The organism is Saccharopolyspora sp. NPDC000359 (genome assembly GCF_040300525.1).
In the GTDB taxonomy this organism is placed as follows: domain Bacteria; phylum Actinomycetota; class Actinomycetes; order Mycobacteriales; family Pseudonocardiaceae; genus Saccharopolyspora.
This window is the reverse complement of sequence record NZ_JBEPDU010000048.1, coordinates 1-15,043: the sequence shown is the minus strand read 5'-3', so window position 1 is coordinate 15,043 and position 15,043 is coordinate 1. Positions and strand designations below refer to the sequence as shown.

At 72.4% G+C, this 15,043-nt stretch carries 15 protein-coding genes and 1 pseudogene; 4 read left to right on the top strand and 12 right to left on the bottom strand.

Features of this window, described 5'->3' with window-relative positions:
• Positions 1-24: 24 nt before the first annotated feature.
• From ABT324_RS26205 to ABT324_RS26190, 4 genes are all read right to left on the bottom strand, one after another.
• Positions 25-924 (bottom strand): Rossmann-like and DUF2520 domain-containing protein, encoded by a 900-nt coding sequence (locus ABT324_RS26205; RefSeq protein WP_351182812.1) that lies wholly within the window; start codon positions 922-924, stop codon positions 25-27.
• 856 nt (positions 925-1,780) lie between these two features.
• Positions 1,781-3,046, bottom strand: a complete 1,266-nt coding sequence (locus ABT324_RS26200) for a PrsW family intramembrane metalloprotease (protein WP_351182810.1) — start codon at positions 3,044-3,046, stop codon at positions 1,781-1,783.
• Between the two features lie 50 nt (positions 3,047-3,096).
• Positions 3,097-3,945, bottom strand: a complete 849-nt coding sequence (locus ABT324_RS26195; RefSeq protein WP_351182808.1) for a DUF6779 domain-containing protein — start codon at positions 3,943-3,945, stop codon at positions 3,097-3,099.
• A 199-nt stretch (positions 3,946-4,144) separates the two neighbouring features.
• The gene (locus tag ABT324_RS26190) at positions 4,145-4,633 is read right to left on the bottom strand and encodes a DUF3180 domain-containing protein (protein WP_351182806.1); all 489 of its coding nucleotides are present in this window, start codon (positions 4,631-4,633) and stop codon (positions 4,145-4,147) included.
• A gap of 91 nt (positions 4,634-4,724) precedes the next feature.
• On the opposite strand from ABT324_RS26190, the gene ABT324_RS26185 reads away from it, so the two are divergent.
• Positions 4,725-5,681, top strand: a complete 957-nt coding sequence (locus ABT324_RS26185) for a MerR family transcriptional regulator (RefSeq protein ID WP_351182804.1) — start codon at positions 4,725-4,727, stop codon at positions 5,679-5,681.
• On the opposite strand, the gene ABT324_RS26180 is transcribed toward ABT324_RS26185, so the two are convergent.
• Positions 5,674-6,267, bottom strand: a complete 594-nt coding sequence (locus ABT324_RS26180) for a sigma-70 family RNA polymerase sigma factor (RefSeq protein WP_351182802.1) — start codon at positions 6,265-6,267, stop codon at positions 5,674-5,676. The genes ABT324_RS26185 and ABT324_RS26180 overlap by 8 nt on opposite strands.
• On the opposite strand from ABT324_RS26180, the pseudogene ABT324_RS26175 reads away from it, so the two are divergent.
• The 3 genes and pseudogenes from ABT324_RS26175 to ABT324_RS26165 form a co-directional block, all read left to right on the top strand.
• A pseudogene (locus tag ABT324_RS26175) lies at positions 6,215-6,565 on the top strand (hypothetical protein); the annotation flags it as partial. The gene ABT324_RS26180 and the pseudogene ABT324_RS26175 overlap by 53 nt on opposite strands.
• Before the next feature lie 59 nt (positions 6,566-6,624).
• Complete coding sequence (locus ABT324_RS26170) at positions 6,625-6,996, top strand: hypothetical protein (RefSeq protein ID WP_351182886.1); 372 nt, start codon at positions 6,625-6,627, stop codon at positions 6,994-6,996.
• On the top strand, positions 6,993-8,723 hold the full coding sequence (locus ABT324_RS26165) for a tetratricopeptide repeat protein (protein ID WP_351182800.1): 1,731 nt from the start codon (positions 6,993-6,995) through the stop codon (positions 8,721-8,723). Before ABT324_RS26170 ends, ABT324_RS26165 begins: the two co-directional genes overlap by 4 nt.
• Before the next feature lie 8 nt (positions 8,724-8,731).
• On the opposite strand, the gene folK is transcribed toward ABT324_RS26165, so the two are convergent.
• The 7 genes from folK to ABT324_RS26130 all read right to left on the bottom strand — a co-directional run.
• Positions 8,732-9,226 carry a 2-amino-4-hydroxy-6-hydroxymethyldihydropteridine diphosphokinase gene (folK, locus tag ABT324_RS26160; RefSeq protein ID WP_351182798.1) on the bottom strand — a complete coding sequence of 165 codons (495 nt, stop codon included), beginning with the start codon at positions 9,224-9,226 and terminating at the stop codon, positions 8,732-8,734.
• Positions 9,227-9,242: 16 nt separating this feature from the next.
• Complete coding sequence (gene folB, locus ABT324_RS26155) at positions 9,243-9,632, bottom strand: dihydroneopterin aldolase (protein WP_351182796.1); 390 nt, start codon at positions 9,630-9,632, stop codon at positions 9,243-9,245.
• Positions 9,625-10,473 (bottom strand): dihydropteroate synthase, encoded by an 849-nt coding sequence (gene folP, locus ABT324_RS26150; protein ID WP_351182794.1) that lies wholly within the window; start codon positions 10,471-10,473, stop codon positions 9,625-9,627. The genes folB and folP overlap by 8 nt, the downstream gene beginning before the upstream one ends.
• Positions 10,473-11,045 (bottom strand): GTP cyclohydrolase I FolE, encoded by a 573-nt coding sequence (gene folE, locus ABT324_RS26145; protein ID WP_351182792.1) that lies wholly within the window; start codon positions 11,043-11,045, stop codon positions 10,473-10,475. The genes folP and folE overlap by 1 nt, the downstream gene beginning before the upstream one ends.
• A 107-nt stretch (positions 11,046-11,152) precedes the next feature.
• Positions 11,153-13,516, bottom strand: coding sequence for an ATP-dependent zinc metalloprotease FtsH (gene ftsH / locus ABT324_RS26140; RefSeq protein ID WP_351182790.1), 2,364 nt, complete (start codon positions 13,514-13,516; stop codon positions 11,153-11,155).
• Positions 13,517-13,773: 257 nt separating this feature from the next.
• The gene (hpt, locus tag ABT324_RS26135) at positions 13,774-14,328 is read right to left on the bottom strand and encodes a hypoxanthine phosphoribosyltransferase (RefSeq protein WP_351182788.1); all 555 of its coding nucleotides are present in this window, start codon (positions 14,326-14,328) and stop codon (positions 13,774-13,776) included.
• A gap of 77 nt (positions 14,329-14,405) precedes the next feature.
• The coding region (locus ABT324_RS26130; RefSeq protein ID WP_351182786.1) for a tRNA lysidine(34) synthetase at positions 14,406-15,043 on the bottom strand (638 nt) is incomplete at its 5' end.

Below are 15,043 nucleotides of genomic sequence, written 5' to 3'. Positions count from 1 at the left end.
ACTCCAGTGCTCGGCGCGCCGTGATCACGACGGCTCTTCGTCAAGGGCATCGCGGACCTCCGCCGCGCCGTCCGCGCGCAGGACGCCCGTGCGCTCGGCCCGCTCGGCGGTCCGCCTCGCCAGTTCCCGGTAGCCCGCGACCACGCGCGGATCCGCCTCGCGCAGGGCGGCGAGGTGCGCGCGGACGGTGCCCGCGTCGCCGCGCATCACCGGGCCGGTGATCGCGCGGTCGCCGAGACGCAGCGCGTTGTCCAGCGACGCGGACAGGATCGGGGCCATGACCCGGTCGGCGTTGTCGACCCCGGCGCCGCGCAGCAGTTCCGCGCACTCGTTGACCAGGGTGATCAGGTGGTTCGCGCCGTGGGTGAGGGCCGCGTGGTACAGGCGGCGGGACTCCTCCGGCACCCGCACCGGCTCCATCCCCAGCTCCAGGGCCAGCGCCTCGGCCACGCTCCAACCCGCTTCGTCCACAGCGGATGCGGTGACCGCCATGCAGGCGTTGCCGAGCCGCTCGACGTCCTCGGCGCGCCCGGTAAAGGTCATCGCCGGGTGCATCGCCAGCGGCAGCACACCGACCTCGGTCGCCGCGGCGAGCGCGGCCACGCCGTGCGCCCCGGAGGTGTGCACCAGGATCTGCCCGGCGCGCAGCGACTCGGTCGCGACCAGGCCCCGGACCAGGCCGGTGATCGCGTCGTCCGGGACCGCCAGCAGCACCAGGTCGGCCTGCTTGGCGACCTCGTCCGGCGGCAGCACCGCGACCCCGGGGAGCAGTTCTTCCGCGCGGCGCAGCGAGGCTTCGGACACGGCGGATACCGCGACCACCTGGTGCCCTGCTCGCTGCAGCGCCGCGCCCAGCACGGCACCCACCCGACCGGCGGAGATCACTCCCACGCGCAGTCGAGGGCCCGTGCGACCAGCAGACATCGCCACGTCGTCCTCCAACACCGTTCCAGTCCCAACCACCGGGTACCGGACAGCAGCGCGAGGGTAGCCCGGCCACGGCCCGGTGACGCCGCCCAGGTGGCGAGAACCACGCCCCGGTGAACGCCACCCAGTCCCACACAACTCCACCGCAAGCCCCACCCGAGGCCCACGGCACCCACGCGCCGAGTCCCCCACCACACCCAACCCCACCACCCCGCCCCCAAGCACGGCGGCGGTCCGCACCCGCTCCCGCAGTTTCAACTGAAACTGCGACCCCCAGCCACGACAGATCGCAGTTTCAATTGAAACTGCGACCCCGGAGCCGCCCCAGGGCACCAGACCGAAGCACAGCACCGAGCGACGCACATCGAAGCAGGGACGACGAAACCACAGCCCCAACCTCGTTGAACCTGTGAACTCGGGGCCGTACTCGGACGCCGGGGGATCGACGCGCAGCACCGGACGATGACGGCCGAGGCGGGGGCACGGCCGCAGTCCTTGGCCTCGTTGGGGCGCAGTTTCAATTGAAACTGCGGGGCCTGGGCACGGTGAATCGCAGTTTCAATTGAAACTGCGGTTTCGGGCATCTCGGGCGCCCCGCGTGTCTCGAAGGCCTCGGAGCCGTGGATGTCTCGGCGGCCGTGGGGGCCTTGGGGACTCGGGGCCGCGGGGCCCCGGGACCGCGAGGGGACCTCAGGGCCGGGGGGACCTCCGGACCGGAAGCCTCGGAGCCGGGGGGACCCCGGGACCGCGAGGGGACCTCAGGGCCGGGGGGACCTCCGGACCGGAAGCCTCGGAGCCGGGGGGCCTCGGGGCCGGGGGTCTCAGGGCCGGGGGCAGTTTTGGTGGGGGTTGGTTAGGGGTGGGGGTGGGTTGGGGGTTTGGGGCGGGGGCGTTTCAGGTTGTGCTGGGTTAGTTCGTTGATCTTGATGCGGGCTGTTTGGATGGCTTGTTGGGTGCCTGCTGCTGAGCGGCGAGCTTGCTTGAGGTCCTCGATCAGCTTCTCGCGGCGGGCTCGGCGGGCTGCGCTCGTCGTGCGGCCCTCGGCCGCTCGGTGCTGGAGGAACGCCAGCTCGGTGACCGCGATCTGGTAGTCGCGGACGGCCTTGGCCGCCTCGTGGCCCGCGCTGCGGCGCACCTTGCGCAGCCAGCCCTTCCGGCCCGCCAGGGTGGCCAGCATCTCCATCTCGCTGCGCACGATCAGCCCGGCCCGCTCCAGGACCGGCAGCTGCTGGATGACGATCCGCTGCTCGCGCTTGCGCTGCCACACCACCAGGCCGAAGGTGCCCAGGAAGATCGGCACCATGATCAGGAAGTACACGTTCAGGAACTCCGCGCCGCCCAGCAGCGTCGCCGCGTTCCACACCGCGTGCAGCAGGAACGCCGCCGCGAACCCGCTCAGCAGGTAGACCCAGCGCAGGCGTTTGTTGTCGGTGCGCGAGGCGAGACCGATGCCGATGCCGAACATCGCGCTGAACAGCGGGTGCGAGAACGGCGCCAGCACACCGCGCATGATGAACACCGCCACCACGCCGCCCACCGGGCCGCCGACACCGCCGAGCGCGAAGGCCTTGCCGAAGTACAGGATGTTCTCGGTGAAGGCGAAGCCCGCCGCGGTCAGCGCCGCGTAGACGATGCCGTCCACCATCCCGTTGAACTCGGAGCGGCGCTTGAACCACAGGGCGACCACGAACAGCGCCTTCGCCGCCTCCTCCACCAGCGGCCCCATCACCGCGGTCAGGAAGAACTTCTGGTCGCCAGCCCCGAACAGGCCGTCCGCCAGCTGGATGACGGTGTCGTTGAGCAGCAGCGAGCACGCGGTCGCACCGCCCGCACCCCACAGGAACGCGCCGAGCAGCAGCATCGGCGGTTCGGGCTCCCAGCGGTCGATCCAGATGATCGCGGCGAACACCACGCCGACCGGCAGCAGCGCGGCGAGCGCACCGACCAGCGCGGGCAGCGCGCCGACCCGCGAGGTGGTGACACCGGCCATCACCAGTCCGCAGATCCCGAGCACGATCAGGCCAGCGACCGGCCAACCAACGGCGTGGTGCTTTCGGGTCTGGAGCTTCCGCGCGCCGGACAGGTCGGCGGCGGGCCCCCGGAGATCAGGACTCGACACGGACAAAACCCTAGAGAAGGGCGTCCGGGACCGCCCGGACAGTCACCTCCTCAGGCGCGTCGCCGCCGTCGCCGCTGCGTCTCGGAGGCGGTGCCGTAGGCCGCGAGCAGGTCGTTCACCGAGGTCCCCTCGGCGTGCGCCCCGGCCGGATCTGGGGCGGGGGCTGGTTCCACCGGGGCCTTCTTCGGGGGTTCCGGTGCGCGCTGCGGCGGTTCCTGGTGCACCTTCTCGGGGCGGCGGGCGGGAGCCGGGCGGGGCGGGTGCGCCTGCGCCACCTGCGGTTTGGGCCGCGGGCGGATCTTCGTGCGGTGCTCCTCGCGCGGCTGCTCGCCGGACAGTCGGCTGATCAGCTCGGTGTTCTGGGCCGCGGCGGCGGGCAGTTCCCGGTTCGGTGGCGGGGTGAGCTGGCCTTCGATCTTGCCGCTGTTCTCGCCCAGCGAGCGGACCCGGGTGGACTCGGCGCGCAGCGCGACCCGTTCGAACAGGACGTCTCCGCCGAGCACCTGCTCCAGGCTGGTGCGCAGCCGCTGCAGCTCGGACTGCAGCGCCTTCAGCTCGCCTTCGGACTCCTCGGCGGCCTTCCGGCGTGCTTCGGCTTCGGCTTCCAGCTCGAACTCGCGGCGGGCCGCGATCTCCCGCTCCAGCTCCAGTTCGTAGATGCGCTGCCGGTCCTCGGCGAGCTTCTCGTCCTGCGCGACCCGGTGCCGCAACCGGGCGACCGCGAACGCCCCGACCAGCGCCGACCACAGCGCCGCGACCAAGCCCAGCCGCAGCAGGCGGGCGTCATCGCTGATCACCAGCACGGCGGTGGCCGCCGCGGCGAGCACGAGCGCGCCGACCCACAGCGCGGTCGAGCCCCCGGCCCGGGTGTCGGTCTCGGTACTGCCGCGATCGGACATGCCCACCACGGTACCGGGCGGTTATCAGTTCGAGATCTGAAGGCGAACATCCCGGCACCACTTTGGTCGCCGCAGCCCAGCGACCAGTAGCCCGACCAGCTCAACGCGCACCTCCGGGAGGCGTCAAAACCGCTGGGAGCAGCGCGAAGCGTGCGCACCGCAGCCGGATGGTCATGGAGCGTGGCGTGGTGGGAACCACTCACTCCTCGTCGTCGTCGGGCTCGTCCGGCTCGTCGGGGTTGCGCAGGCAGGTCTCCAACCACAGGCCCGCCGCGACCAGCGCTCCCGCGCTCACCAGGCCGACCACCGCCGCGGTGATGTCGGACTGCGCCGCCTGCACGGTCCGGACCATCGGCAGCAGGTAGGCGCCGAGGCCGATCCACACCCCGGCCATGATCGCGCCCGCCAGCGAGGACGCCTTGGCCAGCGCCACCGCGCGCGCCGCCGTCAGGCCGTCCACCCGCTCGGTCCCCGGCTTGCGCTGGATCCGCGGCCGCATGACCAGTGCCAGCACCAGGTCGACCAGCGCGATCAGCAGCAGTGTCGCCCCGGCCAGCAGCGGCAGCTGCGGCAGGTCGCCGTAGGCGAGCCGGGTCAGCAGGAAGACCACGACCGCCGCCACCGCGCCGCCGATGACCAGCTGGCGCGGTTTGGTGAACGAGAGGTGCTCTGCTTGTCGCGGTGCCACGGCTCCAGGATCGCACCCGATCGGGCCGCGGGGCGGGTCGGGCGAAAATCTTCTTGAGTCTCCCCCGACTGGAAGGTCGAAGGTGGTCGACGTGAACGACACCGCCCGCTACACGATCGGTGAACTGGCCCGTCGCACCGGACTGGGTGTGAAGACGATCCGGTTCTACTCCGACACCGGCGTGGTGCCGCCCACCGACCGGACCGCATCCGGTTACCGGCTGTACGACGTGACCGCGGTCAGCCGCCTGGAACTGGTGCGCACGCTGCGCGAACTGGGGGCCGGGCTGGAGGAGGTCAAGCGGGTGCTGGCCCGCGAGACCACGCTCGCCCAGCTGGCCAGCACCCACCTCGGGCTGCTGGAGGAGCAGATGCGGGTGCTGCGAACCCGGCGGGCCGTGCTGCGGGCGGTCGTGAAGCTCGACCGAACGGCTGAGGAGGCCAAGATCATGCAGGAACTGGCGAAGATGTCCGACGAGGAGCGCAACCGGCTCATCGACGAGTTCTGGGACGAGGTCAGCGCGGAGGCCGAGGGGCTGAACGTGACCCCGGGCTTCACCGAGTGGATGCGCTCGGCGAAGCCGAACCTGCCCGACGACCCGAGCACCGAGCAGCTGGAGGCCTGGATCGAGCTCGCCGAACTGGTGCAGGACCAGGACTTCCGGCGCGCGGTGCGGGCGCTCTACCAGGAGCACTCCGACCGCCGGGACGCCGGTGAGCCGATGGTGGCGCAGGACGAGGCGCCGAAGTGGTGGGCCGTCACCGACGAGGCGAAGGCCGCCGTCGACGCGGGGGTGGCGCCGGACAGCGCCGAGGCCCGGCAGCTGGTCGACCGGTTGGTCGCGATGGCCACCGCCTCGTGGGGCAAGCCGGACACCCCGGAGTTCCGCCGCGAGGTGGCCGCCTCCTACGAGGGGCACGACGCGCGGATGTCCCGCTACTGGGAGCTGCTGGCGATCATCAACGACTGGCCGCAGCACCCGGTGACCAACGAGGCGACGAAGTGGCTGGCCGCCGCGCTCCGCGCCTCCGCGCGACCGGTCAGCTGACGTAGGCCAGCAGGCGGTCGGCCCGGGCTGGTTCGCGGAGCTTGCGCAGGATCCGGTGCTCCAGCTGCCGGATCCGCTCGCGGGTGACGCCCAGCTCGTGGCCGACCTCGGCCAGGGTGCGCTGGCGGCCGTCGTCGAAGCCGCAGCGCAGCCTGATCACCTGCTGCTCGCGCGGGGTGAGCGTGCCGAGCACGGCTTCGACCTCGTTGCGCAGCAGTGCGATCCCCGGTGCCTCCAGCTCGTCGGGGCGGGCCAGCAGCTCGCCCAGCGTGCCGCCGTCCGCGCCGACGGGCTGGTCGAGGCTGAGCGGTTCCTGGGCCAGGGCGAGCAGGTCGAGCAGCTGGCGGAGCGGGATGTCCAGCGCTGCTGCGAGTTCGTCGGACCGGGGCGCGCGGTCCAGCTCGGCCGTCAGCTTCCGCCGCGCCTGCGCCACCCGCGCGAGCTGGTCGGTGAGGTGCGCTGGCAGCCGGATGGTGCGGGGCTGCTCGGCCAGCGCGCGGAGGATCGCCTTGCGGATCCACCAGGTCGCGTAGGTGGCGAAACGGAATCCTGGGCTGTGGTCGTACTTCTCGACCGCGCGCAGCAACCCCAGGTTGCCTCCTGGATCAGGTCCAGCAGCGGCAGGCCGCGCCCGGCGTAGCGCTTGGCGATGCTGGGCGGCGCTGGCGCAGCTCGCGGCCGAGCTGCCGGGGGCGGTGGTGCGGGTCGTGCTGCACAGCGCGCCGCTGCCCGGATCAGCCCGGCGCGATCACGTGGTGTGGATCGCGGTTCGGCTGGACGCTCGGGCGGTCGCTTCCGCCGCAGTGGACAGCGGCTCCGACCCGGACGTCCCCGCGCGGCTCGCCGAACTGACCGACCGCGTCCGGCGTTCGCTGCGGCGCCGCGGGTTGCCCGCGCTCTCGACACCGATGGCCTGCTCGACGCGCTGGTGCGCTCCTGCGACTTGGCCGAGCCCGCGAACCGGCGGCCCGTCCAGCCGCGCGAGGAGTGGGGTTCGTGGCGCTCCACCATGTTGCAGCACGGCTGCTTCCGGGTGCGGTCGTGGCCGAACCCGGAGCGCGGCTCGCTGCTGCTGTCCGCGCTGGCCGAGGTGCCGGACGCGCAGGTCAGCATCTCCCTCGCACTGGAGGCGGGGCGGCGCGGCACCGAACTTTCCGGCCTTCTCCGGGTGGTGACGGGCGAGCAGCAGCACGCGCAGACCTGCGAGCGGGTCGCGCGGCTCGTCGAACTCGCGGACGGGCGTCTGTCCAGATTGGACGGACAGCAGCTGCCCGCGGTGTACGCATCGGCACCGACCGGAGGAGGCGCGCGGTGAACCAGCCCCCGGCGGCCGCAGCACCGCCCACAGAACCCGCGCCGGACAAGCGAGTTCCGGTGATCTCGACGGCGCAGCCCCCGGCCATGCCGAGCGCGCCCCCAGCGGCCCCGGCCAAACCCGACGACACCGCCTTCGCGCCCGCGCTCGGTTCCGCGGAGTGGCGCCAGCAGGCGAGCGGGGCGGTGCTGACCAGTGCTGCCGTCGTGTCCGCGCCGGTGGCGACCGCGCGGGCCGCCGCCTCGCCGCTGCCCCCGGGCGGGCCCGGGCCGCACGAGGACGACGAGCCGACCGAGGTGGTGCGCAAGCCGCAGGGCTGGCGACCGCGCAAGCAGCGCTCGGTGCCCCGGCTCCACATCGGACGGCACCTGGCCAGCGAACCGGAACTGGACCTGCTGCAGCTCACCGGCACCTCGTTCGGCTTCCCACTGGGCCGCAACCAGGTGGGTTTCCCGGTGACGTTGACGCTGTCCAGCCCGTCCCGGTGTCGATCGCGCTGGTCGGCGCATCCTGGGCGGCGCGCCTGCTGGCCTACCGGGCGCTGCGCTTCGGCGCGAAGGTCCACGTGTTCACCGACCGCCCGTCGGGTTGGGCGGACCTGGGTCGCGCCGCGACCGACCGGGACGACCGGGTGGCGGTGCTGGAGCCCGGTGCCCCCGCCGGCGACCCCGGCGTCCGCGGACGCGCCGGTCCTGATTTTGCACGACGCGGAGGCGCCGCCGCCCTCGGCCGAGCCCGTGCCGTGGCAGACGCGGGTGATGGTGCTGCACCGGTTCACGCCGCACCGCGCCGAGGCGGCCCTGCGCGCGGACGTCCTGCTGCTGCAACGGCTAGCCGCGGACGAAGCCGCCGCGATCGCCGCCCAGGACGCCACCGGCGAGGCGATGACCCGCGCCGACCTGGCGGCGACCTACCTGGAGCTGGGCCGCGGCGCCGAAGCTCGCGAACACCTGTACCGGGCGCTGGAGTACCACCGCAGCACCGGCGACCGCGCGATGGAAACGAGCACGCTGGAATCGCTGGGCACCGCCTGCTTCCGGTTCGGCGACTTCAGCGAGGCGTTGCGGCACTTCCAGGCGGGCGCCGCGCTGTGCGCCGGTCGCGACCCGTTCCGCGAGGGCGCGCTACGCAGCAACCTGGGCAACACCCTGGCGGCGAAGGGTTTCCTGCACGACGCGCTGGCGAGCCTGCGGGTCGGGCTCGACCTGTCCCGCCAGGCCGGGAACGTCGACGGCCAGGCCAGCGCCCTCACCGACATCGGCGACGTGCACCGCCGCCTGGGGGACTGCGAGACCGCACTGGACCACCTGCAGCGCACCCTCGAACTCGCGGTGCCGCACGGGCTGACCCCCAAGGTCGCCTACGTGCACCACCAGATCGGCAAGACCTACCTCGACCTCGGCAGCTACCCCGAAGCCACCGCGCACCTGCAGACCGCCCGCCAGGTGGTGGCGAAGGTCGGCGGCCCGGCGGCGGAGAGCGAAGTGCTGGTCGACCTGGGCGCGGCGCACCGCGACGTCGGCGACTTCGCCACCGCGCGCACCCTGCTGGACGAGGGGCTGCGCCTGGCCACCACCCAGGGAGAACGCCACCAGCAGGCGCTCGCCCTGCGCGAGCTGGCCGAACTCCACCAGCTGTCGGGGCGGGAAGCCCTGGCGCGGGACACCCGGGCCAGGGCCGAAGCGGCGGCCGCCGAGGTCGCCACCCCGACCGCCACCGTCGCGTGACCGGCCGGTCAGGTCAGGCTGAGGTCCGAGCGGAGGTGGACGTCGGCGACCTCCTCGGCGGGCAGCGCCGCCAGCAGCTCGGCCACCCGGCCGCGACCGGGCAGCTCGGCCTCCGGGTCGACGGCCAGCCACGGGATCAGCACCGTCGCCCGGCTCGGCGTGCCCGGGTGCGGCAGCAGCAGCTCCGGGTCGTCGCTGCGGACGTCGTCCACGCTGACCACGTCGACGTCCAGGGTGCGCGGGCCCCAGCGCTGCTCGCGCCGCCGCTCCGCCTCCTGCTCCAGCTGCTGGCCGCGCCGCAGCCAGCCCCACTCGTCCAGGTCCGGGGACTCGACGATGAGCACCGCGTTGAGGAAGTCGGGTTGGTCGGTGACGCCCCACGGCGCCGTCTCGTACACCGGGGACGCCGCGACCAGCACGTCGGCGAAGCCCGCGACGGCGAGCCGGAGGTAGCCGAGCCGGTCCCCGAGGTTCGACCCCAGCGACAGCACCGCCCTGCTCATCGGACCCCCCTGCAGGTCACGCCGGGACGACCTGGCCGCGACCACCGCGCCGGGAGCGGCGGATGGTCACCGCCACGTCGGCGAAGGTCAGCGGGATCGGCGCGCTCGGCTTGTGGATGGTGACCTCCGCGGCGTGCACCCGCGCGTCGGTCATCACGTCGTCGGCGATCTCGCCCGCCACCGCCTCGATCAGGTCCTTCGGCGGCCCGGCCACGATCGCCGCCGCGCGCTCGGCCAGCTCCCCGTAGTGCAGCGTCTTGGCCAGGTCGTCGCTGCTGGCGGCCTCGCCCAGGTCGATCCAGACGGTGATGTCGACGAGGAAGTCCTGCCCGTCGCGCTTCTCGTGGTCGAAGACGCCGTGGTTGCCGCGCACCTTCAGCCCGGTCAACGTGATCCGGTCAGCCACCGCACTCCCCTCCGCTGCGCCACGCGGCGGTCACCGCGACGGCGTCCAACGATTGCCGCACGTCGTGCACCCGGACGCCCCAGGCACCGCGGTCGGCGGCCAGCGCCGACACCACGGCGGTGGCCGTCTCGCGCCCGGCGGGCGGGCGCGGGGTGCCCTCGGCGTCGGCCAGCAGCCGCCCCAGGAACCGCTTGCGGGAGGCCCCGACCAGCACCGGGAAGCCGAGCTCGACGAACACCTCCAGCCGCTGCAGCAGCTGCCAGTCGTGCCGCCCGGTCTTGGCGAAGCCCAGCCCCGGGTCCAGCACGACGGCGTCCTCCGCGACCCCGGCCCGTAGCGCCGCGTCGACCTGCCGCAGCAGCTCGTCGCGCACCTCGGTGACCACGTCGGAGTACTGGGCCAGGCTGTTCATGTCCTTGCTGTGGCCGCGCCAGTGCATCAGCACCCAGGGCAGCCCGGTCTCGGCGGCCACCCGCGCCATGTCCGGGTCGGCCAGCCCGCCGGAGACGTCGTTGATCACCGCCGCCCCGGCCTCCGCGGTGGCCGCGGCGACCCGGGCCCTGGTGGTGTCGACGCTGACCGGCACGCCCGCCGCGACCAGCTCGCGGACCACGGGCAGCACCCGGTCGACCTCGGTGGCCGCGTCGACGCGCTCCGATCCCGGCCGGGTGGACTCCCCGCCGACGTCGACGATGTCGGCGCCCATCCGGTGCATCTCCACGCCGTGCGCGATGGCCGCGCCGCGGTCCAGGTAGCGCCCGCCGTCGGAGAACGAGTCCGGGGTCACGTTCAGCACGCCCATCACCGCGCAGCGCGGCGGGTTCGGCAACCTCGGGTGCATCAACGGCCCCTGATCAGCGACAACGCCTCGGCGCGCGAGGACGCTGAGCTGCGGAACTGGCCGCGCACGGCGGACGTCGTGGTGGTGGACCCGGCCTTGCGCACGCCGCGCATGCCCATGCACAGGTGCTCGGCGTCGATCACCACGATCACCCCGCGCGGCTCCAACCGGCGGACCAGCGCGTCGGCGACCTGCGAGGTCAACCGCTCCTGCACCTGCGGCCGCTTGGCGTACAGGTCGACCAGCCGGGCCAGCTTCGACAGCCCGGTCACCCGCCCCTGCTCGTTCGGGATGTAGCCCACGTGCGCGTTGCCGTGGAAGGGCAGCAGGTGGTGTTCGCACTGGCTGTACACCGGGATGTCGCGGACCAGGACGAGTTCCTCGTGGGCCTCGTCGAAGGTCCTGTCCAGGACCTCGTCCGGGTTGGTGTAGAGCCCCGCGAACAGCTCGCGGTAGGCGCGGGCCACGCGGGTGGGCGTGTCGCGCAGGCCCTCCCGCTCCGGGTCCTCACCGGCGGCGAGCAGCAGCTCCCGGATCGCGGCCTCGGCGCGCGCCTGGTCGAACTGGGGCATCTGGAAAGAACCGTCGGGACGGGAGTCGTCTCCCGTCCCGATCGGCTCGTCGACCGAACTGGTCAATTCTTCGTTCCTCCACTGAGTCGCCTCGCGGCGAGCCAGCATCAGCGGCTCTGGTTGCCGCCTCCGTTGTCCTGGCCCGGGTCCGAGCCCTCCGGCCGCGGCGACTCCGGCGACTGCTGCTCGCCGTGCTCCGGCGCCGCCGGGTGCTCGGACTGCTGCGGCCCGCGCTCCCAGGACGGCGTCCAGTTGTACTGGCCACCGGAGTAGTTGGAGCCCGACGGCGTGGTCGCCGGGGTCCAGCCGGGCGGGGCACCGTAGTTCGGCGGCACCGCCTGCGGCGCCTGGCCGTGCTGACCGGACTGCGGCTGCGGCTGCTGAGGCGGCTGCGGCTGCTGGATCTGCACGGTGCCCTGGTTCGCCCCGGCACCGGCCGGGGTCGACTCCTCCTGCTGCTGCTGGCCGTAGCCCGCCGGGACGCCGTTGCCCGCCGGGGCGGGGGCCGGAGCCGGGGTCGGCTCCTCCTTGACCGGGGGCCACGGCTCGCCACGCTCCTTGGCCAGCTCGCCGGGCGTCTTGACCGGCGGCTTCTCCGACGGGGTGCGGCCACCGAAGTCGTTGAACGCGGTGATCCGGGGCCGCTTCTCCACGCGGGCGAAGATGCGCTCCAGGTCCTTGCGGTTCAGCGTCTCCTTCTCGATGAGCTCCAGCACGAGGTCGTCGAGCACGTCGCGGTAGGTGTTGAGCACCTCCCACGCCTCGGTGTGCGCGGCCTCGATGAGGCGCCGCACCTCCTCGTCGATCTCGTGCGCGACCTCCAGCGAGTAGTTCGGCTGCTGGCCGGCGGTGCGCCCGAGGAACGGGTCGCCCTCCTCCTTGCCGTACTTCACCGCGCCCAGGCGGGCGGTCATGCCGTACTCGGTGACCATCGCGCGGGCGATCTTGGTGGCCTGCTCGATGTCGCTGGAGGCACCGGTGGTCGGCTCGTGGAAGACCAGCTCCTCGGCGGAGCGGCCACCCAGCGCGAACACCAGCCGGGCGATCATCTCCGAGCGGGTCATCATGTCCTTGTCGTCCTCGGGGACGACGAGCGCGTGCCCGCCGGTGCGACCGCGCGGCAGGATGGTCAGCTTGTAGACCGGCTCCAGGTCGGGCATCGCCCACGCGGCGAGCGCGTGGCCGCCCTCGTGGTAGGCGGTGATCTTCTTGTCCCGCTCGGAGACGATCTTGCTCTTGCGGCGCGGGCCGCCGACCACCCGGTCGACCGCCTCCTCCATGGCCGCGGCGGTGATCAGCTGGCCGTTCTCCCGCGCGGTGAGCAGCGCGGCCTCGTTGACCACGTTCTCCAGGTCGGCACCGGAGAAGCCGACGGTGCGCTTGGCCAGGCTCTCCATGTCGACGTCCTGGGCCAGCGGCTTGCCCTTGGAGTGCACGCCGAGGATGGCGCGGCGACCGCGCAGGTCCGGCGCGGACACCGGGATCTGCCGGTCGAAGCGGCCCGGGCGCAGCAGCGCCGGGTCCAGGATGTCCGGGCGGTTGGTGGCGGCGATCAGGATGATGCCGCCGCGCGAGTCGAAGCCGTCCATCTCGACCAGCAGCTGGTTGAGGGTCTGCTCCCGCTCGTCGTGGCCACCGCCGAGACCGGCACCCCGCTGGCGGCCGACCGCGTCGATCTCGTCGACGAAGATGATGCACGGCGCGTTCTGCTTGGCCTGCTCGAACAGGTCGCGCACCCGGGAGGCACCGACGCCGACGAACATCTCGACGAAGTCGGAGCCGGAGATCGAGTAGAACGGCACCCCGGCCTCACCGGCGACCGCGCGCGCGAGCAGCGTCTTGCCGGTGCCGGGCGGGCCGTAGAGCAGGACGCCCTTCGGGATCTTCGCCCCGAGGGCCTGGTAGCGGCCAGGGTTCTGCAGGAAGTCCTTGATCTCGTGCAGTTCCTCGACGGCTTCGTCGGCACCCGCGACGTCGGTGAACAGCGTCTTGGGCATGTCCTTGGTCAGCTGCTTGGCCTTGGACTTGCCGAAGTTCAGGACGCGGTTGCCGCCGCCCTGGACGTTGTTCATCATCCACATCAGCAGCAGCACGAGCAGGCCGATGGGCACCAGGTAGAACAGCATCTGCACCCAGAACGAGTCCTGGGAGACCTTGGTGTTCCAGGTGGGCACGTGCGCGTTGCGGATCTCCTCGACCACCTGGTCGGTGGCCCCCGCGGGGTACTGCGCGATCAGCTGGTTGCTGCCATCGAAGTTCTGGCCGTCATTCAGGGTCAGCCGGACCCGCTGCTCCTTGTCCTCGATGGTCGCTTCCTTGACCTTGCCCTGAGCGATCTGCTCGAGTGCCTGCGACGTGGAGACCTCGCGGTAGGCGCGGGTCTCGTCGAAGAGCACGTTGAACGACAAGATCAACAGAAATGCGATGAGGATCCACAGCAGCGGGTTGCGGAGCAGGCGCTTTCGGTCCATTCACTTGCGGCCGACGGGCGGCCTCGACCCTCCCTGACTGTCACTTCGGGCGACGGCTGCTCGGCAGACACAGTTCATCGTCGCCGTCAACCCCTTCAGACCAGCGTACCGGCCGATGTGCGGGCCCGACCACGCCGCGCCCGGCACAGGATGAACAGCGTATCCGGTCGCCCCGGCCCCGTGGGCCAAGAGGGTCGAACCGGACACCCGTCCACCACGAACCCACCTCACGCAGCGGCGAGCGGGACTTGACCGAGTCAGACGCCCGTCGTGTAAACCCTCGGGTCGAGCGTGCCGATGTAGGGCAGGTCCCGGTAGCGCTCGGCGTAGTCCAGGCCGTAGCCGACCACGAACTCGTTCGGGATGTCGAAGCCCACGTACTTGACCGGCACGTCGACCTGCACCGCGTCCGGCTTGCGCAGCAGCGTGCACACCTCCAGCGAGGCGGGATTGCGCGAGCTGAGGTTCTTCAGCAGCCAGGACAGCGTCAGCCCGGAGTCGATGATGTCCTCGACGATCAGCACGTGCCGGTTGGCGATGTCGCGGTCCAGGTCCTTCAGGATGCGCACCACGCCGGACGAGGAGGTCGACGAGCCGTAGGAGCTGACCGCCATGAACTCCAGCTGGGCGGGCTGCGGCAGGGCCCGCGCGAAGTCGGTCATGAACATCACCGCGCCCTTGAGCACGCCCACCAGCAGCAGGTCCCCGCTGGCCTGGTGGTAGTCCTCGTCGACCTGCTTGGCCAGCTCGGTGACCTTGTCCTTGATCTGCTGCTCGCTGATGAGCACAGAAGCAATGTCGCCGTCGTACACGGCCCGGCTTCCCCTCTTCGTCTGATCGACAGTTCCCCCGGCGCGGCAAGGCCCCGGTTCCGACAACGCGTCGCCCATCAGCCATTCGGCGGCTTGCGACCCGCCGCTTCGACTTGAAGCGTGCCATGCGCGCGACGAAGCACAAAGTCGCCCGGCAACCTCGGCCCGCCCTGCCCGCGCCAGTCCGCCAGCAGCGCGTCGGCCGCCCGCAGGTGCGCGTCGGACAGCTCCGGCACGCCGCGGTCCAGCAGCCACGCCTTGAGCACCCGGCGCCGCACCGCGGCCGGAATCTCCTTCAACGACAAGGCATCAAGCCCCTCCCCCACCTCGACCCGACGGCGTTCCGCGGCGGCCACCGCGTCCAGCGCGTCGGCGTCCTCCCGCAGCTGTTGAGCGGTCCGGGCCAACGCCTCGTGAACACCACCTTGCAGCACGTCTTCCATCAGGGGAAGGACTTCTGTGCGCAACCGCACACGGGTGAAGCGGGCATCGGCGTTGTGCGGGTCCCGCCAGAAGTCGAGCCCGAGCTCCCGGCAAGCCGCCTCGGTGGTCTCCCGGCGCACCCCCAGGAACGGCCTCGCCCACGGCGGGTCCAGCGGCCGCATCCCCGCGATCGACCGCGCGCCCGACCCCCGCCCCAACCCGAGCAGCACGGATTCGGCCTGGTCATCGAGGGTGTGCCCGAGCAGCACCAGCGAACCGGGCGGGCGGCGCT

Bases quoted from the DNA above. Each gene is read 5' to 3' on its own strand.
- folE (WP_351182792.1), bottom strand. From the start codon at position 11,045: ATGCCCCAGTTCGACCAGGCGCGCGCCGAGGCCGCGATCCGGGAGCTG.
- folK (WP_351182798.1), bottom strand. From the start codon at position 9,226: ATGAGCAGGGCGGTGCTGTCGCTGGGGTCGAACCTCGGGGACCGGCTC.
- ftsH (WP_351182790.1), bottom strand. From the start codon at position 13,516: ATGGACCGAAAGCGCCTGCTCCGCAACCCGCTGCTGTGGATCCTCATC.
- ABT324_RS26195 (WP_351182808.1), bottom strand. From the start codon at position 3,945: ATGTCCGATCGCGGCAGTACCGAGACCGACACCCGGGCCGGGGGCTCG.
- folP (WP_351182794.1), bottom strand. From the start codon at position 10,473: ATGCACCCGAGGTTGCCGAACCCGCCGCGCTGCGCGGTGATGGGCGTG.
- ABT324_RS26205 (WP_351182812.1), bottom strand. From the start codon at position 924: ATGTCTGCTGGTCGCACGGGCCCTCGACTGCGCGTGGGAGTGATCTCC.